The sequence below is a fragment of the Paenibacillus antri genome (assembly GCF_005765165.1).
GTDB lineage: Bacteria > Bacillota > Bacilli > Paenibacillales > YIM-B00363 > Paenibacillus_AE > Paenibacillus_AE antri.
Genome location: NZ_VCIW01000004.1, coordinates 158,336 through 178,783 on the forward strand (window position 1 = coordinate 158,336; position 20,448 = coordinate 178,783).

Sequence of the window (20,448 nt, forward strand, 5' to 3'; positions counted from 1 at the left end):
TATTCCATGTCGCTATTGTATGGAAGTTCCCTCGGCTCGGAAAGAGGCTGCGGCAGGAGGCCGAACTCGACGAAGGTCTGGGAGATAAGGGCCTACAGCGCGGCCAGCTTGCGCGCCGCCAGTTCGACGAGGCCCGCGACTTGCAGTTCGAATCGAATTTTGCCTTCCTCCGCGGACGCTTCTTCCAGCATGATCCCGCCGCCGCCGTCGCCGACGCCCAGCTTCGGCACGTCCGCGTCTTCGTTCGCTTCCAAGCGGACCCGATCCTTGCACAAGTAGAGCATCATGCTGGTTTCATAGCCGCCGGCATGGTCGCCGCCCCTTCGCGGGTCGCCTCTCGGGACGAGCTTGTTCTCCATCGTCGCGACGACGGGCTCCGCGCCGTCCGGCGACTTGAACGAGTAGCACACTTCATCCATGACGTTCTGTTGGATCGACGGGTTATGTCCGGAGACGAGAACGACGAGCCGAAACCCTCGCGCTAAGTAATTGGAGCAAGCGCTCTGCAGCAGCTTCGCGAACAGGTCCGTCGCCATCGGATAAAAAGATCCGGGCAGCTGGAAGCCCGCCTCCGCGTCCATGCCGTAGCCGATGCCGTGCCCGCAATCCCAATGCGCGTCCGCGGCGAAATAAAGGGGAGGCATGACGACGCCTCCCGCGGCGCGTGCGGCGTGAATGCACACCTGCTCGGCTTTAATGGAATCGCAGCCGAGCGGGTTGTGCCGGCCGTGCCATTCGATCGTGCCGAGCGGTTGATAAGCGACCGGGAATCGCTCCATAACGGCGAGCAGCTCGCCGGGGCGTAAATAAGCCGCCCTCACTTCGTCGGGGATCGGTTCCAGCGGCACATGACGCGCGACGACTTCGGGCTCGTAATACGTTTTCACTCGGGCGTCTCCTTCTTTCCTTCTTAGGTTTACTGTATTCTCTTCGCGCCTCGATCCGCACTCTCCTGCCGCCGCGACGGCGAAAACCTCCCTTAGGGAATAAAGTGGAAACCGATCGGGAAACCCTACCCTTGGCAACACCATCTCGCGCGGCAAGGGGACCGGGAATCCATGCATCACTTATTCACGCACAACGATCTCGACGGCGTCGGCTGCGGCGTCGTCGCGCGCTGCGCCTTCGGGGAGAAAATCGAAGTACGGTACAATTCCGTCCAAAGCATCAACCCGCAAGTATCGCGGTATATGGATGCGTATCGGGAGAAGCCGAAGAAAGGCGGGTTCTTGTTCGTTACCGACTTATCCGTATCCGAGGAGGTAGAAGCCCGCATCGACCGCTTTCTCCAAAACGGCGGCAAAGCGCGTCTTTTGGATCACCATAAGACTTCTCTGCATCTGAATCGGCATCCGTGGGCGACCGTGCAGGTCGCATACGACGACGGCCGGCAGACGTCCGCCACGTCGCTTTTCTACGATTATCTGGTTCAGCATCGGATGCTGCAGCCGAACGAAGCGCTCGCCGAATTCGTGGAGCTCGTGCGCCAGTACGATACATGGGAATGGGAAAAACACGACAACGTTACGGCGAAGCGGCTGAACGACTTGTTTTTCCTGCTGTCGCTGGACGAGTTCGAGGACCGTATGGTCGAGCGGGTGAAGCGGAAGGAGGGATTCGCCTTCACCGACTTCGAGGAGAAGCTGCTCGAGCTGGAGGAAAGCAAGATCGACCGGTACGTGCGCCGGAAAAAGAGAGAGCTGGTCCAGACGTTCGTCTCGGACCGGTGCGTCGGCATCGTGCATGCGGAGTCGTATCATTCGGAGCTGTCGCACGAGCTCGGGAGGGCGTTCCCGCATCTGGATTATATCGCGATCTTGAATGTCGGGGGGAAGAAGCTCAGCCTGCGGACGGTGCACGATCATGTGGACGTCTCCGACATCGCGGCGGGGTACGGCGGCGGCGGACACGCGAAGGCGGCGGGCTGTCCGCTTAGCGACGCGGCGTTCCGCGCCTACGCCGTCGAACCGTTCGCGCTCGACCCGCCCCGGCCCGACGCCGACAGGAACGAGTATAACGTCAAGGGCTCGGAGTATGGCGTGTTGTACGAAAACCGAGCCGGGGAGCAGCTGTTTCTGTTTCAAGCCGAAGGCCGATGGCACCTCGACGCGAACGGGGAGACGGCGGAACCGGCGTTCGACGCGTTCGAGGAAGCCGAACGTTACGTGAAGCGGCGGTACGCCGCATGGCTCGTTCGCGACGATGCGTTCATTCAATATTTAATGCGACACGCGGGCAAGCGGTAAAACAGAAGCGCGGCCAACGACCCGGTACGGGCGTTCCGGCGTACCGAAGCCGCCTTGGGCGGACGCGTCCAAGCGCAGGAAGACGGCGGGGACGACGCCGGTACGTTCGCCGGCGGCGTCTCGATGATAGACGAAGCCGTCCTCGCCGACGATGCGGACCATGCTGGCGCTGCCGGCGTACGGCGTCCTCACCCAATATGGCGTCGCGCTCCCCTGCGGGTTCGCCTTCGTTAAGAAGGAGCCTCGCATGGAGACATGGCGGACAAGCTGCTGCGCATCTAGCAGGAACACGAGCTCAGACGCTCGCCGTCCGTACGCGCGATCGTAATTTTGCTCTGCATGCCGAGGAATGCTGCTCCAGTAATGAGGTTGGTCGCCGAATTGCTTCCGGTCGAGGCGCTGCGCCGACACGAGGGTGTTCAAGGCGGCGGCGGTTAACAGCTTGCGTTCCTCGTCGGTAAAGCCGGCGAGGAACGTCTCGTTCAGCCAGCGCCTGAGGTCCGAGGTTTCCCAATCGTTCGATCCGTAGCTTCTTGCTTCTTCTCCCGCCGGGAGCGATTCGTCCACGGCGTCGAAGGGCTTCGCGGCGATCGCGTCCCTGGACCATAATAAGTAGCCTTCCTCCTCTTTCGCGAGTACGGTCCACAGCAGGGGCTTGTCTTCATACCGGCCCAACTGCACCGTATCGCCGACCCGAATACCGGAGGCGGCGGTCGCCGGCGCGGACTCCGGCTCTTGCGTCCAACGGAAGGCCGGAAGCAGCAGTGCCGCCGCGCAGACGATTAAGACGCTCCGCGCGGTCGCGCGATCCGCGATCCACGCCGCGCCGACGAGCAGCATCAAGTCGAAGCAAGCGGCGAAGAGAAACATATGCTTCTGCAAGTCCGCCTCCCCGTTGCCGAGCACCGGGACGACCCACTGCATCGCCGTCGTCGACAGCAGCAGCAAGACAGCGCTGAGCGCAAGCTTCGTCCGCGGGCTCGGCGACGGCTGCCTGAACAGCTTGACGAGCCTATAAGCGATCGCCGCGAGATAACAGGCGAATCCCGCGACGACGATCGGGAAGGCGATGCCGACCGCCCGCTTGCGCAGCCCTTCCCACAACGAGAATCGCTTCGTAAAGCTTAACCGCTCCAGCCCCGCATCCGGTTCGTAATTGCCTACATAGGAGGGACGCAGGAACACGCTTGCATCCGCCGAGACGCGCAGCTTCTCGACGAGCCTGTCGGGATGACCGACATAGAACCTCAGGATGTCCGCATACGACACGCGATCGTAGACGTCCCGTCGGAAGGCATCGCCGTAGATGTCGTACGGCGCATCGGGCATATAACCGTGGGTGCCTCGGAGCGCGGCGTATTTCGGGTCGAGCCCGAGCTCCGCGGCATCCTCGGCCGGCGTCGGGGAATCCTTCAACACCCCGAAGAAGATCGATTGGTATTGATTCACCTGCTTCATCCACTGCGGCGCGGAGGAGAAGAAGAGCATCGAGAAGAGCAGCAGCGCGCCGCTTCCCGCGACGACGGTCGCCCGGGAGAATCGATCCTTCCGGACGAACAAGATCGCGCACCCGAACAACGCTAACAGAAAACCGATCGGCGCGTTCGCCACCTTGGCGGAGACGAACAGCGCGCTGGACGCGTAAAACAAGAAGAGCGGGAGCTTTCTTGAGGGATTTCCGTAAATGCACCACGCGACGCTGCCGGCCGTAAGCAGCAACGCGACGAGAATGGTCGCTTCCCCGTAGAAGGAATGAAAGTATAGAATATATCCCGCGTCGCAGAACAAGAAGATCGCCGCAGCGAAGACGAGCAATCTCGCGATCGTTCGCTTCGCGCCGAGCTTGGCGACGAAGAGAGCCAAGCCGGCGCCGTATAAGACGATATAGAGTCCCCCTAGGAACCGGATATCGAACAGGGCGACGTCCATCCGCAATAACCGGCGGAATCCGTCGTTCAGAAGGAGCGCCGCTTTCGTCAGCAGCAGCTGGGAGCTGACGTATCCGAGTTCGTTTTCCAAGTCAGGAAATAACAGGTTACGAAGGCTGCCCGCGGCCGCTTCGGTCAGGCGAAACTCCCGGAACGCGTGGAAGTACCTCGGATGCTCGTTGGGCAACAAGCCCAGCGGCTGCACCGCTCGGGCATAATCGCTGTTATCGGCCAGCCCGACGAAGGGCGGCAGGAATAGGATCGCGCTCATGACGAGTACGATAAGCCCCCACAGAAGCAAACCTCGCTGCGTAGTCAATCCATCCCCTCCGAAAACATCGGTCCTTTCGCATCCAGTCTGGCCTCGATTCGACGCTTCCATAACACGATTCGACATCATCTATGAAAAATCGCCCTCAAGTATGATAGGATTATAGTATCTCAACTAGAAAAATCGAAAGGATCGGAACGATGAACGAAGCGTACTACGAACTGGAATCGCGACTGGAACGATCCCCGAAGCAGCGGGAAAACAAGGCGGAACGCACTTACAAGTGGGCCGCGAAGGCCGGGATCGTCGCGCTGTGGCTGCTGTTGGCCGGAGGCGCCTTCGCGTCGGCGTATTATTACGTCGGCGGCATCCGCGCCGAGCTTGAGCAGATTCAACGGACGAATCAACAACATATAGCAGACGTGAACGGGAAGTTAACGCAGCTGCAGGGGGCGCTTCAGTCCAATCAGGAACTCGCCGCGCAGCTTCAAGCGCAATTCGCCGTCGTCGAAAGCGAGTTAACCGCCGTGAAGGAACAGATGTCGCTGGCCGGCGATTCGCTCAGTACGACGGCGGAATCGAAGAAGGCGCTGAATGAGCGGATTACGGACCTAAGCAAGGAATTGGAGGAGCTGCGCAAATCGATCAAGAAGCTGGAGGAAGCGGCGCGTGTCTACTAAATCGCTGATTCCGCTCGGCTTGCTCGTTACCGCGCTGCTCGGCGTTACGGCGGGCTTTCAGCTGCGCTCCTCCGAGCTGAAAGCCGCCTATGCGCCGTCCGTTCTGTCGTATGCGGACGCGGAAACGTCGATCGAAGGCGTAAGCAAGCTTGCCGACGACGTGTCGGCCGCCTACGCGTCGATAGCGGATACGGCGGATGCGTCGGCCGAACGGCTGTCCGAAATCGACGCCTACTTAATGGAGATGACGGAAGCCGCCCGGCGGGAATCCGCGTTCGACGCAGAGCAGCATGACGCTGTCGCGGATCTAGTGAACAAGAGCAAGCAGCAAAATCAAGCGACGGAAGATACGCTCGAATCGGTGCTGGGCACGCAGCTCGGCAAGCCGATCGGCCAGACGTTCGGCAAGAAAGCTACCGTTAAGGTGTTTTCGTTGAAGGAAGCCGGCTACCGGGGGTACTTGGCGAAGGTCAAGCTGCACGACCCGAAGGCGATCAAGCTCGTCATGTCGAACGACAAGATCGGCGATAAGGGCGAGACGACGAGCTCGGCGGCGAAACGCACCGGCGCCGTGCTGGCGATCAACGCCGGCGGATTTTCGAAAGACAAGAACGGCCTTCTCTACCCGATGGGCGTCACCGTCGTCGACGGCGAAATCGTAGCGTTCTACCAGACCGGACTCAGCTTCATCGGCATTAACAAAAACGGACATTTGGTCGGCGGCGAAATTACGTCCCGGAAAGATATCGAAGCGCTCGACGTCGAGCAAGGCGCTACGTTCGTTCCGACGCTGCTCCAAGACGGCAAGAAGCAGAAGATTCCGACCAAATGGAAAAACAAACGGGAGCCTCGGACGATGATCGGTCATTTCTCGAACGGGGACCTGCTGCTGATCGTCATCGACGGCAGGCAGAAGGGCTACAGCAACGGCGTGACCCTCGAAGAAGCGCAGACGAAGCTGCTCGAGTGGAACGTCAGAGATGCCTACAACCTCGACGGCGGCGGGTCGAGCGCCTTCGTTTACGACGGCAAATTGCTGAACAGCCCGTCCGACGGGCGGGAGAGGAAGGTCGTCTCCAATTTCGTCGTGCTTCCGTAATTGCTATGATCGATCTAGTACCATTTTCCTATATGAAAATAATCCCAACTTCTAATGTCGCATGGAAGCGATTGACTTATAATAAAGCCAACCGAATCGCCGAAGGGGTTTAGGAGCGGAATGCGGAACGAGATCGTGACGATGCGAGCGGAAAGCAACGATTTTGTCGGGCGGACGGAAGAACTAGAGACGCTGCGAAGACATGCGGCCGGGGAATCGGAACGGCGGTGGCTTCATATTTACGGGCAGAGCGGGATCGGCAAGTCTGCGCTGCTCCGCCGGTTCCGCTCGGAACGGAAGGAATTTCTCTGTTATTTCGTCGACGGCGGGAAGATCCTGCAGCAGCAGGACGACGTCTTCGATCAACTCGTTTCCCGGCTTCGGGAGGAGACGAGGGACCATGACGTCGACCATTCCGATCCGGACGCCGTTACCGAGCGGATGAACCGTCTATCGCGGCGCCGCCGGTCGGTTCTGCTGATCGACGGGTTCGATCAATGGCATGCGGTCGAGCATTGGTTTCTGCAGTGGATCGCGTCGCTGGAGCCGTCGATTCGGATCGTGACGACCGGACGGAACGCGCTTACCGGCGGGTGGCTGTATGCCGCCGGGGCGGTCCCCGCACATGCGTTCCGGCTGCAAGCGCTGACCTCGGACGAGGTGGAGCGCTACGCTCTGCACCGAGGGATCGTAAGCCGCGAAGGACGATCGCAGTTGGTCCGCTTCTCCCGAGGAGTCCCGCTCGCCATGACGCTGGCGGCGGAATCGATAGCGAGGGGCGGGGAGACGGCGCACGGCCTGGACCGCGGCGAACAATTTCAACTCGTCTCCGCTTTGATGGCCCGATTACTCCAGGGAGCGCCGCATTCTACTCAACGTCTGTTGGAGGCTGCTTCCGTATATTGGCACTTCAACGAGGAGCGGCTCGCCGCGATTGCGGATTTCGGGCTCGATACGGCATCGTTTCGGCAGTTCGTCGCGCTGCCCTTCGTCTTATTGAAGCCCGACGGCTGGGTGCTGCACGACGCCGTGAGAGCCTGGGCGTTGGAGGATTTCCAGCTTCGCCGGCCGAACGCATACGAGCGGATGCGGAGCAAGGCGCTGGAGCACATTCGCAAGGAAGAACAGGCGCAGCCGACGCTTCGCCGGAAGCTGCAGATCGAGAAGATGAACCTGCACGAGCATCCGATCGTTCGCGGCATCTGCTTTTCCGGTCACCCGGACGACGATATCGAGGTGCGTTCCTGCAGACCGGTCGACATCCCCGCGATCCGGCAGTTATACGTCGAGTTCCACCGATTCGCCGCTCCCGAAGCCGCGGAGGATCCGCCGCTCGAACGGCACATCGAAGCGATCTTCGAGATCGCTCCGGCCGCCTTCGATACGATCTGGCAGCGGGAGCGCATGATCGCCTTCATCGGGAAAGTTCCGCTGGAAGGGCGGATCCTCGAGGCGTTACGTAGGGAGCCGTTGCTCGATCCGTTCTTTCGGGGATGGAAGCCCGTCCCGAACGCGTATCTGTTCACGTTCGTCGGGATCGCGCCGGAGCTGGAAGGGAAGACGCGGGCGCTCATCATTAACGCGTTGATGAACCGCTTCTCCCGGTCCGAGTGGATTTTGGACTTCACTTGCCTGAAGGAATGGTTCCCCGTATTCGAGCTGTGCGGCTTCGAGCCGGCGCCTTGGGCCGACGCGTTCACGCCGCTCGGCACCGAATATCGCGCGTTCGTCCTCGATCTCCGGCATGAGGATTTCATCACGAGGCTGGATCGATCCGTAAGCCGTCAGGCGTCTCCGGAGGCGTCTTCGGTACCGGCTTCCGAACCTGCTTCTCCCCGACCGACTCCGTCCGAGCCGCAAGAGTCGAACGAGCTGAATGAACTGAAAGCCGTTCTGAAACATTGGAGCGCCCTTCCGCGGAAGCCGGCGCTGACGGAGCGTTACGTTCGATTGTTCCCGCATCGTATCGTCGATCGGCAGCCGAAGGAGCAAATCGGCGCCGTCGTTCGACGCCAAATCGAGGACGCGATTCGTCGATTGGAAGAAGGCGACGAATCGGAAGAGATGCTAGGAAGACTGCTTACTCTTGCCTATATTCGAGCGGTGCGGCCGAACGAACGCATCGCGAAGGCGCTGAATATATCCATGGCGACTTATTATCGCCATCTGCAGAAAGCGCTGGAAGCGTTGTATCACGCGTTATCCGCCGAAGGCGATACGTAAAGAGAAAGCCTGAGATCCCGGACGAACCGCATCGTCGCCGGGCGTCTCAGGCGATTTTTTTCGCTTACGGCATCATTACGGCGCTTGCACTTCGAGCTCGGCTTGTTGGATGCCCGGCACCAGCGGACTGAACTTGAATTCGACCGAGTCGGCGTACGGTCCGATATTCCTCTTCCGGATTTTTAGCGGGATGCGTTCTTCGCCGGGAGGCGCGTATACGGCGGTCGCCGTGTAGGTGCCGACCGGCACGTCGTTCATGCCGAAGCCGCCGGGGAAGTTGAAGCCGAATCCGGCGATCGTCCGACCGTTCCCGTCCGGGACGAGCGTCAGCTCCACATGATCTTCGGTATAACCGTTCGCGAAGCTGTTGAGATCCATGTACAGATATAGCTCTCCGAAGATCGTCTCCGCTTCCGGCACCGTAAAGTTCCGGACGGCTCCCGTATTGCCGGCGAAGGGACGATCGACGTCGGGGATCAAATCCACGATGAACTCATCGACGAGGTGCGAGCCGCCCATATTCCATGTCGCGGCCAGCAGCGGCAGCTCGATCCGATAGTAGCCGTCGGCGTCGGTGACAGCATGCAAGTTGCTGTTATATAGCAGCTGGTTATCGGCGAACACTTCGGCGCCTTCCACCGGGGAGCCGTTAGCGGCGACCACGCGTCCCTTCGCGACGTAAGGCTCAGCTTCGTCCGCCGAGGCCGTCGGAACGGTCGGATCGCTCGGGCGGGCGGCGCCGACGGTAATCGTCGAGACGTTGCCGCTAGAGACGAAGGCGACGTCGTAACCGCTGTTTTCCGAGACGAAGCGCAGCGGCACCATCGTACTGCCGCCAATGATCTGCGCCGGGACGTCGAGTCGGACGTCGCTGCCGTTCACACGGGCAACGTTCTTATCGATCGTCAATTCGATCGTGACGCCGTCTTTCGTCCCGACCGCGCTTCGGCCGCCGGCGTCGCCGGCGTCGATCCACTGTACCGTATACCCGAGCGATTCGAACAGCTTGCGGAAGGGGACGAGCGTTCGTCCTTCCTTCAGTACCGGCTGCGCCTCCGAGAACCGGAGAAGCTCTCCGTGCACATAAACGTTGACCGCGCCTCCGGCCGACAACGCCGTGTGCGAACCCAAGGCAAGGAACAGCAAGGCGCTTCCGGCAACCCTCACGTACTTAGGCAGGGTTGGAATCGACATCAATCCTCTCTCCTTTACGATCTCGCGTCGTTCCGCCGCAGCGTACTTAGCGACGACCTCTATACCGTATCAGCCCGCGCCTTATGAATCCATAGCGAATGAGAGTCCGTGCGAAAATTGAGACGTTGTTGAGAGTGTTTCGAATTTTACATTCCGGCGCCTTTCCGTTTACGCTTCCTTAACATTCGTTCGTTATGCTTTCTATAAGATAGCTATCGACGGAGGGATGCGGATGGCAGCGTTCATTACTTTCGTACTCATTCTTTTACTGTTCGTGTGGGGAGTCTCCTCCGCGAGCGGGAAGTCGGGGACCGATCGAACCGGACGCAAGAAGCGTCGGAGCCGCGAAACGGACGGGTCTTCGTCCTACGCGTACGGAGACGGCGGTTCGGGCGGAGACGGGGGATGCGACGGCGGGGGCGGAGGCGGAGATTGACACGAAGGGCGAATGATTCGACGATAGTTATGGTCTGATCGTCACCCTTGTCCCGACCGGCACGAGGGAAGACAGCTCTAATACGTCCTTATTGTGCATCCGAATGCAGCCGAGGGACACTTCCCGGCCGATGGAGGAAGGATCGTTCGTCCCATGGATGCCATAGGTGGGTTTGGACAACCCCATCCAGAACGCGCCGTACGGACCCCCGGGATTCGATTGTTTGTTAATGATTTTGTATTCGCCGGTGGGCGTGCGGGAGACCATTCTTCCGATGCCGACCGGGAATCCCCGCTTCACGATATCCCCGTCAAGCAAATACAATTGCCGATCCGATAAATCTACGATGATTCGATACTTCGGCATGCTCAACCTCCTCCGCGTATTCTTGATTCGTTCATTTAGGGTATGACGAAACCGGGAAACTCTGCTACTCTTATTCCGATGGCACTTATTTCAGGTTCGAAGGGGACGATATCGATGTCAATGATACCCAGGAGACCGTTAGGCCGCATTCCATTCGAAAGTTCGGTCGTTATGTTCGGAGCCGCAAGTCTCGGCAACGTTACGCAAGATGAGGCGGACGCCTCGATTCGGTACGCGCTGGAACGCGGCGTCAACCATTTCGACACGGCGGCCAGCTACGGGCATGCCGAAGAACGAATGGGGCCGATCATCAGCGAAGTGCGGGACGAGATTTTCCTCGCGACGAAGACGGGGGAGCGTTCGAAAGAAAAGGCGAAGGCGGAAATTTACCGATCGTTGGAGCGCATGCGCGTCGATTCCGTCGACCTGCTGCAGCTCCACGCCGTGGGAACGATCGCCGAGCTCGATTCGTGCACGACCAAGGGAGGCGCGCTGGAGGCGGCGATCGAAGCGAAGGAAGAAGGGGTCGTCAAGCACATCGGCATCACGGGGCACGGCCACGAAGCGCCGATCGCGCATTTGGAAGCGCTTCGACGATACCCGTTCGAGACCGTGCTGCTTCCTCTGAACCACTACATGTACACGATGCCCGAATACCGAGAGGCGTTCGACGCCTTAATGGAGGAAGCGGTCAACCGGGAAGTCGCCGTACGCGTCATTAAAGCGATCGCGAAGGCGCCTTGGGGCGAACGTCGGCAGCGTCCGTACGCAACCTGGTACGAGCCGTTCGACCGGCAGGACGCGATCGACGCTTGCGTTCATTTCGTCTTGAAGTTCCCGAACGTAGCGGGCTTCGCAAGCGCGGGAGACGTGCATTTATTTCCGAAAATCGTAGAAGCCGTAGAACGATTCGGTTCGATGACCGACGAGGAGGCGGATCGAATTTTATCGTCCGTCGGCGGGTATACGTCGGTATTTTAGAAGGGACGGGACAAGGTGCATTACGAAAAAAACTGGGCCGGCAATTACATTTATAACGCCGCAGAAGCGTACGTTCCCGATCGGGTGGATCAAGTGCAGGAATTCGTCGCGAGCCGCTCGCGGGTGAAGGCGTTAGGGACGCGCCATTCGTTCAACGGCATCGCCGACACGACGGCAAGCCATCTCTCGCTGCGAAAGTTGAATCGCGTCATCGAGTTGGACCGCGCGAATCATCGGGTGACGGTGGAGGCGGGGATGCGGTACGGCGAGCTGTGCGGATATTTGCACGCCAACGGGTATGCGCTGCACAATTTGGCGTCGCTGCCGCATATTTCCGTCGCCGGCGCGTGCGCGACGGCGACGCACGGTTCCGGCGACCGGAACCGGAATCTGGCCGCGGCGGTCCATTCGCTGGAGCTCGTCCAAGGGGACGGTACGACGGTCGCTTTCGCCAAGGAAGATCCGGAGCATCCGATCGAAGCGGCGGTCGTCGGACTCGGTGCGCTCGGCGTCGTCGTCCGAATGACGCTCGACGTCGTACCTGCCTTCGAGATGAGCCAAGAGGTGTATGAACATCTGCCGCTAGCGAGGTTGCAAGACGACTTCGACGCGATCTTCTCCAGCGCGTACAGCGTCAGTCTCTTCACGGATTGGAAGCGGCCGTCTTTCAATCAGGTGTGGCTGAAGCACAAGGGGAGAGCCCCCGACGAACGGAGAGCCGATTTCTTCGGTGCGACGCGAGCAGGCGAGAAGCTGCATCCGGTACCGGGAAGCGGCGCGGAACCTTGTACCGAGCAGCTAGGCGTCCCGGGGCCATGGCATGAACGCATGCCCCACTTCCGAATGGAATTCACGCCGAGCGCGGGGGAGGAGCTGCAGAGCGAATATTTCGTCTCTCGCAGGGACGCCTATGCGGCCTTATGCGCGCTAGACGAATTGAGAGATCGGATCTCGCCGCTTCTGTTTATTTCCGAAGTTCGTACGATCGCGGCGGACGAGTCGTGGATGAGCCCTTGCTACCGACAGGACTCGGTCGCGATTCACTTCACTTGGAAGCCGAATTGGGATGCGGTTCGAGTCGTTCTGCCGATCGTCGAAGAGAAGCTGGCGCCGTTCCAAACCCGTCCGCATTGGGGCAAGCTGTTTACGATGGAGCCCGGCAAGCTGCAGCCGCTTTACCCGAAGCTGCCGGAGTTCCGCCGGTTGATAGCGCGTTGCGACCCCGAAGGCAAGTTCCGCAACGACTTTCTGGAAACCTATATTATCGGGACATGATTCTATCCCGAAACATCCGAAACATCCCGCGTCCCCCGCGGGATGTTTTCATTCCTTGGAGTCGGTTATTTTATTGTAAAATCTCTCACACCAAAGTATGTGAAAATATTCACGTACTCTCATCTATTTTCATAGTTCGAATCGATCCGGCCGATTACCATGGAACTAACAAAACCGAAAGGGTGATAGGCGATGGCCGTGAGAGAAACCGAAGTAAAGCAAACCGCTGCGGCGCAAGACCAAGTGAACGAATTGACGAAACGGGCGAAGAAGGCTTATGAGCAGTTCTTGAGACTCGATCAGGCGCAAGTCGACGACATCGTGAAAGCGATGGCGCTCGCCGGGCTGGACCGCCACATGGCGCTCGCGAAGATGGCCGTTGAGGAGACGGGCCGCGGCGTGTACGAGGATAAGATCACGAAGAACATCTTCGCGACCGAATACGTGTACCACAGCATCAAACACGATAAGACGGTCGGCGTCATCGAAGAAAATGCGAATGAAGGCTACCGCCTGATCGCGGAGCCTGTCGGGATCGTCGCAGGCGTGACGCCGGTCACGAATCCGACCTCGACGACGATGTTCAAGTCGCTGATCGCGGCGAAGACGCGCAACCCGATCATCTTCGCCTTCCACCCGTCTGCGCAGCGGTGCAGCTCCGAAGCGGCGCGAACCGTCTACGAAGCGGCCGTTCGAGCCGGCGCTCCCGAGTTTTGCGTGCAATGGATCGAGACGCCGTCCGTCGAGGCGACGCAGCTGTTGATGAACCATCCCGACGTAGCGCTCGTGCTGGCGACCGGAGGATCGGGCATGGTGAGAGCGGCTTACAGCACCGGGAAGCCGGCGCTCGGCGTCGGTCCGGGCAACGTGCCTTGCTTTATCGAAAAGACGGCGAACCTTGAGCAGGCGGTCACGGATCTGATCTTGTCGAAGACGTTCGATAACGGCATGATCTGCGCGTCCGAGCAATCCGTCATCATCGAAGAGCCGGTGTACGAACGTACCAAGAAGCTCATGACCGAGTTGGGCTGCTATTTCTTAAGCAAGGAGGAAGTCGAGGCGGTTTCGAAGCTCGTCATCCAAGCAGACAAATGCGCCGTTAACCCCGTCATCGTCGGTCAGCCGGCGTCCGCGATCGCTCAGTTGGCCGGCATCCGCGCGCCGGAAGACGCGAAGATTCTGGTCGCGGAGCTGAAGGGCGTCGGTCCCCAACATCCGCTGTCGGCGGAGAAGCTGAGCCCCGTGCTTGCTTGTTATAAGGCGAAGAACGTAGCGGAAGGAATCGAACGCGCGGCGGAGGTCGTCGCCTTCGGCGGCATGGGCCATTCGTCGGTCATCCATTCGAGCGATCGAACGGTCGTCGACGCCTTCGCAAGCAGGCTGCAAACCGGACGCGTGCTCGTCAACTCGCCGTCCACGCACGGCGCCATCGGCGATATCTATAACACGAATCTTCCGTCGTTGACGTTGGGGTGCGGCTCGTACGGCCATAATTCGACGACCTCGAACGTGTCCGCGGTCAACCTGATCAACGTGAAGCGGGTGGCGGATCGCACGGTGAATATGCAGTGGTTCAAGGTGCCGCCGAAAGTGTACTTCGAAAAAGGGTCGGCGCAGTACTTGACCAAGATGCCGGACATCTCGCGGGTGTTGATCGTGACCGACCCGATGATGGTGAAACTCGGTTATGTAGAGAAAGTCGAGTATTACTTGCGGAAGCGGCAGTCGCCGGTTTTCATCGAAGTGTTCTCCGATGTCGAGCCGGATCCGTCGGTCGATACGGTGGAAGCGGGCAGGAAGGTCATGGAGGCGTTCCGGCCGGACTGCATCGTCGCCTTAGGCGGCGGTTCCCCGATGGATGCGGCCAAGGCGATGTGGTTGTTCTACGAATATCCGGATACCAGCTTCCATCACTTGAAGCAGAAATTCCTTGATATTCGCAAGCGGGTGTATAAATATCCGCAGCTCGGAACGAAGACGAAATTCGTCGCGATTCCGACCACGTCGGGTACAGGGTCCGAAGTGACTTCTTTCGCGGTCATTACGGATAAGCGGGGCGGCAATACGAAATACCCGTTGGCCGATTACGAGCTCACCCCGGACGTGGCCATTATCGATCCGGAGTTCGTCTACAGCTTGCCCAAGCATGCGGTCGCGGACACCGGCATGGACGTGTTGACGCATGCGATCGAAGCGTACGTCTCGGTTATGGCGAACGATTATACGGACGGCCTTGCGATCAAGGCGATCCAGCTCGTGTTCGAGTACTTGCGGCCGTCTTACGAATCCGCGAACCCGCTCGCCCGGGAGAAGATGCACAACGCATCGACGATCGCCGGCATGGCGTTCGCCAACGCCTTCCTCGGCATCAACCACAGCCTCGCGCACAAGTGGGGCGGGGAATTCCATACGGCGCACGGCCGGACGAACGCGATCTTGATGCCGCACGTCATTCGGTACAACGCGACGCTGCCGACGAAATTCGCCGGATTCCCGAAATACGACCATTACGTCGCCGACAAGCGTTACGCCGATATCGCTCGCGTTCTCGGACTGCCGGCCCGTACGACGCAGGAGGGCGTCAACAGCTTGATCGATGCGATTCGCAAGCTGAACCAGGCGCTCGGCATCCCGGAGAAGTTCCAAGATCTCGGCGTCGTGGAGCCGGTCGTCTTCGAATCGCGGGTCGACGCGTTGGCGGATCGCGCTTTCGAAGACCAGTGCACGACGGCGAACCCGAAGCTGCCGCTCGTCTCGGAGCTCGCGGACGTGTATCGGAACGCGTATTACGGAAATTTCTAATGGATATAGACGCCCCGCAGCCGAAAGCTGCGGGGCGTCGCTCGTCTAGACGTATCTCTCGGCGATCGCATCGATCTCCCGACGGATGCGTTCCCGCGCCGAATCGACGACCGAGAAATTCATCGCTTGCCCGTAGATGCGTTCCAATTCGTCGTGAAGCGACTTCGCCGTCGCCAAGTGCCCGATCGACTCCTTCATCTTAGAGGAATATCGTTGCTTCAAGTCGCGTATAGCGTCCGCGTGCGCTTCGTCCGTTCCGGGCTTGATGCAGCGCGCGTACATATCCAGGATTTCATCGGATTCCCGTTCGGGAAAATACTCGTGCGGCGCCGTGCTGTCGAAGATGGCGAAGCCGAGCTCCCGGACGATGACCATGTCCAAGCTGTTCGGGTCGAAGCCGCAATGGTAGATTTCTACATCGTAACCTCGCTCCGTCGCGGCCGCCGCGACCTTCTTCAGCAGGGTCGACTTGCCGGAGCCGGGTCTCCCCTTGATGAGTATTCTACGCTTCAGCCCTTCGGTCAAGTTCGGTACGAAGTCGACCGCGCCGGACGGAGTGGCAGCCCCCAAAAACCGGCGGTCGACGCGGCTTTTCTTCCCGGTTCCGCTGTTCGGGAACAATGAACCGATGTATTCCCGGGTCAGCCGATCCGCTTCCTCGAAATCCATATTTTCGATATAAATCTTTTCCCAGTCGTCATGGATTCGCAGCGCTTCCGCAAAGCCGGCATACGCGCGGTCGTACGCCAGTTTGATCTGATCGTTCAACGCTTCGATTTCGCTTCTCCGGTCGGCCAGCGCGGACGCGTCCCAGGCTTCCCCGAGATTCACGTACTGCTCGACCGCACCGGGAAGCCGGGGTTCGACGACATGAGGCGACGTGCCGTCGACGATGCCGACGCCAAGCCCGGGCGCGACGACGCCGTCGAGCGAATCGTTATCCGACGCGCAGTGGATGTACCAGACGTCGTGACCGGAACGAACCATGGCGTCGCCGACGGCGCGGATGACGCCGGATTTTCCCGTACCGGGGCCGCCTTTCAGAATATACAGACGCCGAAGGTCTTGCAGCGACGAGTCGAATAAGTTGGCGAAGCCCTTGGCGGTATTGCCGCCGCAATAAAAATGCAAAATGTTCCCTGACATCGCGAACATCACACCTCTCCTATAGGCAAATGTAATGCTGACATAGCACATCGTATTGCGAGCGCTGCCAATTGGTGCCCAATTTTCACGAAACGAACATAAATTCCATACTTTCATTACACTCGCCGGAAGCGTTCATATCGTTCACACTCCGATTACAATAATCTCTGAACGTTTACAATATTTAGCACTTAGAACACAGACAAACGACTGCCTTCTGCTGTACGATAATTTCGCAAACAACAAAAATCGTCAAGAAACGAGGTTTCTAGCAGAGGGAAGTGAACGATGAAAAAGATGTCGAAGAAACTTTCGCTGTTGGCCTTGATCGGCACGGTCGCGGCGGCCGCGACGGCCTATTCGTTCTGGCCGCCGACGGCCAAAGTCGAAAGCGCCGAAATCGAAGAAGGCGTCCGCGCGAAGTTTCGAGCCGAAGGCTCGCAGATCGAAGTATACGCCGATCAAGCTTGGCAGCCTTACTTCGCGAAGGGGGTCAACCTCGGCGCGACTACGCCCGGACATTTCCCCGGAGAACTCGCCGTCACGAAAGAAGAGTACATGCGATGGTTCGGCATGATTCAAGAGATGGGAGCGAACGTGATCCGTGTTTATACGATTCTAAAGCCGGAATTTTACGAGGCATTGGTCGCATACAACGCGAAGCGCGACGGAGATCCGTTGTTCTTCATCCAGGGCGTGTGGAGCCCGGAGGAACAGTTGATCGAGGGTCAGGACGCGTTCGAGCCGGACGTGAAGCGGCAATTCGAGCAAGAAATCAGGGACGCGGTAGGAGCCGTATACGGCAAGGCGAAGCTCGAGCCCGATCCGCATTCGGGGAAGGCGAGCGGCACGTATATTTTTAACGCGGGACCGTATTTGATGGGATGGATTCTGGGCACTGAATGGGATCCCAAGATGGTGGATCGGACGAACCGGCTGCATCCCGACGTCCCCGCGTACGAAGGCGTACACTTCCGAAGCAAACCCGAAGCCAGCCCCTTCGAACGTTGGTTGGCCGAGATGGTCGATATCGCGGCGCAATCCGAGCGGGAGCACGGGTGGCAGCATCCGATCGCCTTTTCCAATTGGGTGACGACCGATCCGCTGGAGCATCCCGGCGAGCCGTTATTCGAAGAAGATCTCGTCTCCGTCGACCCGCTCCATGTCGAAGCCGTCGATTGGGGGGCCGGATATTTCGCTTCCTACCACGTATATCCGTACTATCCGGATTTCTTCGCGTTCGACGCTACGTATCAGACGATGACCAACGACGAAGGAGAGATCGATAGCTACCTGGCGTACATACATCGGCTGAAGCAGCATCACCGAGAGCTCCCGATCATGATTACCGAGTTCGGCGTTCCGGCGTCGCAGGGCGTCGCGCATACGGGTCTGCTGGGGCGCGACCAGGGCGGTCATAACGAAGCGCGCCAAGGCGAGATCGATCGCGAGTTGTTTCGGCACATTCACTCCGAAGGCTATTCCGGGGCGATTCTGTTTACGTGGCAGGACGAGTGGTTCAAGAAAACGTGGAACACGCTGCAGTACGACGTTCCCGACCGCAGAGCATATTGGTACAACGCGCTGACGAACGAAGCGTTCTTCGGCGTGCTCGGGATGTACCCGAGCAAGGCGGAGACGATCCTGATCGACGGAGACCCGTCGGATTGGGAACGATTGAAGGACGGAGAATGGAAGAGTTTAGAGATGGAAGCGGCCGGGTTCGAGGACATCCGGGTTTCCCACGACGAAGGGTACCTGTACCTTCTGCTTCGATTGTCCGAGCCGTTCGATCCCGCGAGACAGACCGTCTATATCGGATCGGATACGCTCCCCGGCGGCAACCGGCACGCGGAGGAGCTGCGAGGTTTGACGCTGGACGAAGGGTTGGAGACGGTCGTGGAGCTGTCGGGAGAAGAGGCGGGACGCATTCGAATCGCTTCCAATTACGATTTCCATACGCGGCTCTATCGCCACGCCGGGATGGAGCCGGTCGATCCGCAGGCGCTTCGGGACGACTCGGGGCTGTTCCATCCATGGCGTCTCGTGGTGAGCTACAAGCTGGAATATCCCGATTCCCGATTCGAGCATCCGTTCAAGGACGTCGACGTCGGCGAACTGATCCGGGGGACGAGCGACCCGGAAGATCCGGACTACGATTCCAAGGCGATGTGGCAAACCGACGGAGAGGTCGTCGAGCTCCGAATCCCTTGGATGCTGCTCGGGTTCGCCGATCCCAGCTCGCTGCAGGCGATCAACTACGAAGACGTCAAGAACGGCAAGCTGGGAACCAGCTTCGTCGACGGCGTGCTGTTGTTCCCTTGGATCGCGGACAATACGACGGGCGAGCTCATCGGCATGCCTTCAGGCTCGAACGCGGAGCCGTATCCCGTTTCGACGCTCCCCCTTTATAAGTGGGAGGGGTGGGAGGACGTCGACGTGAAGTATGTGGAACGGCCGAAACAAAGCTATTACCTCATGCAGGAAGCTATGAAGGAAGTGAATACCCCCGTTACGGAAGGAGCTCCATAGGTGTATACGAATTTGAATGCAGCCGTCTATTTCTTATATGGCTTAATCGCCGTCAACCTCGTCCTTGCTTTGGTCCTGTACTGCGTGAAGCTGCATCACATTCGAATCCGCAAGACGCGGGAGAGGTTCCACAGGAAGTTCCGGGATTATCTCGTTTACATTCAAACGAATGTTGCGGGCGGCGAACGGCTGCGCACCCCGCCGATGAAGATGAGCGCCGTCGAGTCGAACGCGCTGCAGGATCGGTTGAACGACATGATCGAGGCGCTGTCGGGCGAACCGAGAGATCAGCTGATCGAGTTATGCGAACGATTGGGCTTCGTCCGCGCTCACTTGAACCGGCTGCGCGGGCGAAGTTATCGCGAGCGGGTGGACGCCGCGTATCATCTAGGCTGCATGAGGGCGAAGGAGGCGGTTCCGGCGTTGTTGGAGATGCTGCGGCATCATCGACTCGACTCGACGTTGTTCGTCATCGCTCGCGCCGTCGCGAAGTGCGCGCAAGACGCGAAGGATGTGAAAGAGATGTTACGGATCATGACGACGAAGGGGAAGAGCTTCCCCGATCTGCTCGCGGATATCGTCGAGGAAGCGCGGATCGACCGAACGGCCTTGTTCGCCGAATTGCTGCAAGAGCCGCATCCGTCGCTCGTTCGCATCGCCTTCGCCGGTTTGAACGGCGCGTCGAACCCGAACCTCGCGGCGGCCGTCTACCGCTGCATCGACTCCGAGCACGCGGACATTCAGGAGAAAGCGATCGAGCTGTATCTGAAATCGTCCGCGATGCTGCCGAAGCACGTCGTCGCGCGATTGCTCGAACATCCGAGCGCGAACGTACGACTCCTGACGGCCGGCGCCTTGCGCGATCTGTCGCAGCCGACGTATGCGGACGCGATGCGTTCCTGCCTCCTGGACACGGATCCGCGCGTCGTAGCCGCCGGAGCGGAAGGGCTGCTCGGGCTCGGGTTACCCGGCATGGAGCTGTTCTGCGCTTCCGCCTGGGAACAGCGGGAGAGAGGAGAAGGCACCGCCTTGCAAGATCGAATCGAGGAGGAGCTCGCCGCGTTGTCGGAGCGGCTCGATACGCTCGACGGCCTGACCCGGTACAACGCATTGCTGTACGCATACGAGAAGACGTTCGGCAGAAACAAAAGAATCTATCGCGTCGTGTAGTCCAGTCGTCCGAGGAAAAGAGGGGAAAATACCAACGTGTGGAACGATCTATTTCGCATCATCGAATACTATTTGCAGCAGAGCGCATGGTTGAACGGA

Annotated in this window: 15 protein-coding genes; 10 read left to right on the forward strand and 5 right to left on the reverse strand. The window is 59.4% G+C overall.

Features of this window, described 5'->3' with window-relative positions:
• Nucleotides 1-92: 92 nt before the first annotated feature.
• Entirely contained in the window at nucleotides 93-887 is a 795-nt protein-coding gene (locus FE782_RS08475) for a creatininase family protein (protein WP_158299306.1), read from the reverse strand.
• A gap of 171 nt (nucleotides 888-1,058) precedes the next feature.
• On the opposite strand from FE782_RS08475, the gene FE782_RS08480 reads away from it, so the two are divergent.
• On the forward strand, nucleotides 1,059-2,246 hold the full coding sequence (locus tag FE782_RS08480) for a DHH family phosphoesterase (RefSeq protein ID WP_138193648.1): 1,188 nt from the start codon (nucleotides 1,059-1,061) through the stop codon (nucleotides 2,244-2,246).
• Here FE782_RS08480 and wsfD read toward each other — a convergent pair.
• Nucleotides 2,220-4,493, reverse strand: coding sequence for a glycan biosynthesis hexose transferase WsfD (wsfD, locus tag FE782_RS08485; RefSeq protein ID WP_138193649.1), 2,274 nt, complete (start codon nucleotides 4,491-4,493; stop codon nucleotides 2,220-2,222). The two genes, FE782_RS08480 and wsfD, sit on opposite strands and share 27 nt — an antisense overlap.
• A gap of 152 nt (nucleotides 4,494-4,645) precedes the next feature.
• Between wsfD and FE782_RS08490 the strand changes: the two genes are divergently transcribed.
• The 3 genes from FE782_RS08490 to FE782_RS08500 all read left to right on the forward strand — a co-directional run bounded on the left by FE782_RS08490 (nucleotide 4,646) and on the right by FE782_RS08500 (nucleotide 8,447).
• Entirely contained in the window at nucleotides 4,646-5,125 is a 480-nt protein-coding gene (locus FE782_RS08490; RefSeq protein ID WP_138193650.1) for a hypothetical protein, read from the forward strand.
• Nucleotides 5,115-6,224, forward strand: coding sequence for a phosphodiester glycosidase family protein (locus FE782_RS08495; RefSeq protein ID WP_238392388.1), 1,110 nt, complete (start codon nucleotides 5,115-5,117; stop codon nucleotides 6,222-6,224). Before FE782_RS08490 ends, FE782_RS08495 begins: the two co-directional genes overlap by 11 nt.
• Before the next feature lie 120 nt (nucleotides 6,225-6,344).
• Nucleotides 6,345-8,447 (forward strand): ATP-binding protein, encoded by a 2,103-nt coding sequence (locus tag FE782_RS08500; protein ID WP_138193651.1) that lies wholly within the window; start codon nucleotides 6,345-6,347, stop codon nucleotides 8,445-8,447.
• A gap of 75 nt (nucleotides 8,448-8,522) precedes the next feature.
• On the opposite strand, the gene FE782_RS08505 is transcribed toward FE782_RS08500, so the two are convergent.
• The gene (locus tag FE782_RS08505; RefSeq protein WP_138193652.1) at nucleotides 8,523-9,641 is read right to left on the reverse strand and encodes a stalk domain-containing protein; all 1,119 of its coding nucleotides are present in this window, start codon (nucleotides 9,639-9,641) and stop codon (nucleotides 8,523-8,525) included.
• A 232-nt stretch (nucleotides 9,642-9,873) separates the two neighbouring features.
• Between FE782_RS08505 and FE782_RS08510 the strand changes: the two genes are divergently transcribed.
• Nucleotides 9,874-10,077, forward strand: coding sequence for a hypothetical protein (locus FE782_RS08510; RefSeq protein WP_138193653.1), 204 nt, complete (start codon nucleotides 9,874-9,876; stop codon nucleotides 10,075-10,077).
• A 27-nt stretch (nucleotides 10,078-10,104) separates the two neighbouring features.
• On the opposite strand, the gene FE782_RS08515 is transcribed toward FE782_RS08510, so the two are convergent.
• Entirely contained in the window at nucleotides 10,105-10,443 is a 339-nt protein-coding gene (locus tag FE782_RS08515) for a L,D-transpeptidase (protein WP_138193654.1), read from the reverse strand.
• Between the two features lie 114 nt (nucleotides 10,444-10,557).
• Between FE782_RS08515 and FE782_RS08520 the strand changes: the two genes are divergently transcribed.
• The 3 genes from FE782_RS08520 (at nucleotide 10,558) to adhE (ending at nucleotide 15,501) form a co-directional block, all read left to right on the forward strand.
• Nucleotides 10,558-11,424 carry an aldo/keto reductase gene (locus FE782_RS08520; protein WP_238392389.1) on the forward strand — a complete coding sequence of 289 codons (867 nt, stop codon included), beginning with the start codon at nucleotides 10,558-10,560 and terminating at the stop codon, nucleotides 11,422-11,424.
• Between the two features lie 15 nt (nucleotides 11,425-11,439).
• Nucleotides 11,440-12,699: an FAD-binding protein gene (locus FE782_RS08525; RefSeq protein WP_138193655.1), complete on the forward strand. Its 1,260-nt coding sequence runs from the start codon at nucleotides 11,440-11,442 to the stop codon at nucleotides 12,697-12,699.
• A gap of 192 nt (nucleotides 12,700-12,891) precedes the next feature.
• Nucleotides 12,892-15,501: a bifunctional acetaldehyde-CoA/alcohol dehydrogenase gene (gene adhE / locus FE782_RS08530; RefSeq protein ID WP_138193656.1), complete on the forward strand. Its 2,610-nt coding sequence runs from the start codon at nucleotides 12,892-12,894 to the stop codon at nucleotides 15,499-15,501.
• 45 nt (nucleotides 15,502-15,546) lie between these two features.
• On the opposite strand, the gene FE782_RS08535 is transcribed toward adhE, so the two are convergent.
• Nucleotides 15,547-16,647, reverse strand: a complete 1,101-nt coding sequence (locus tag FE782_RS08535) for a PRK06851 family protein (protein ID WP_138193657.1) — start codon at nucleotides 16,645-16,647, stop codon at nucleotides 15,547-15,549.
• 288 nt (nucleotides 16,648-16,935) lie between these two features.
• Here FE782_RS08535 and FE782_RS08540 point away from each other — a divergent pair, with 288 nt between their 5' ends.
• A complete protein-coding gene (locus tag FE782_RS08540) occupies nucleotides 16,936-19,179 on the forward strand; it encodes a hypothetical protein (RefSeq protein WP_138193658.1) in 2,244 nt (747 codons plus the stop codon).
• Nucleotides 19,180-20,349 (forward strand): HEAT repeat domain-containing protein, encoded by a 1,170-nt coding sequence (locus FE782_RS08545; RefSeq protein WP_138193659.1) that lies wholly within the window; start codon nucleotides 19,180-19,182, stop codon nucleotides 20,347-20,349.
• Nucleotides 20,350-20,448: the final 99 nt, after the last annotated feature.

Excerpts from the sequence above, each read along its gene's own strand:
- FE782_RS08480 (WP_138193648.1), top strand. The coding sequence starts at position 1,059 with ATGCATCACTTATTCACGCACAACGATCTCGACGGCGTCGGCTGCGGC.
- FE782_RS08490 (WP_138193650.1), top strand. The coding sequence starts at position 4,646 with ATGAACGAAGCGTACTACGAACTGGAATCGCGACTGGAACGATCCCCG.
- FE782_RS08500 (WP_138193651.1), top strand. The coding sequence starts at position 6,345 with ATGCGGAACGAGATCGTGACGATGCGAGCGGAAAGCAACGATTTTGTC.
- FE782_RS08505 (WP_138193652.1), bottom strand. The coding sequence starts at position 9,641 with ATGTCGATTCCAACCCTGCCTAAGTACGTGAGGGTTGCCGGAAGCGCC.
- FE782_RS08510 (WP_138193653.1), top strand. The coding sequence starts at position 9,874 with ATGGCAGCGTTCATTACTTTCGTACTCATTCTTTTACTGTTCGTGTGG.
- FE782_RS08515 (WP_138193654.1), bottom strand. The coding sequence starts at position 10,443 with ATGCCGAAGTATCGAATCATCGTAGATTTATCGGATCGGCAATTGTAT.
- FE782_RS08520 (WP_238392389.1), top strand. The coding sequence starts at position 10,558 with ATGTCAATGATACCCAGGAGACCGTTAGGCCGCATTCCATTCGAAAGT.
- adhE (WP_138193656.1), top strand. The coding sequence starts at position 12,892 with ATGGCCGTGAGAGAAACCGAAGTAAAGCAAACCGCTGCGGCGCAAGAC.
- FE782_RS08535 (WP_138193657.1), bottom strand. The coding sequence starts at position 16,647 with ATGTCAGGGAACATTTTGCATTTTTATTGCGGCGGCAATACCGCCAAG.
- FE782_RS08540 (WP_138193658.1), top strand. The coding sequence starts at position 16,936 with ATGAAAAAGATGTCGAAGAAACTTTCGCTGTTGGCCTTGATCGGCACG.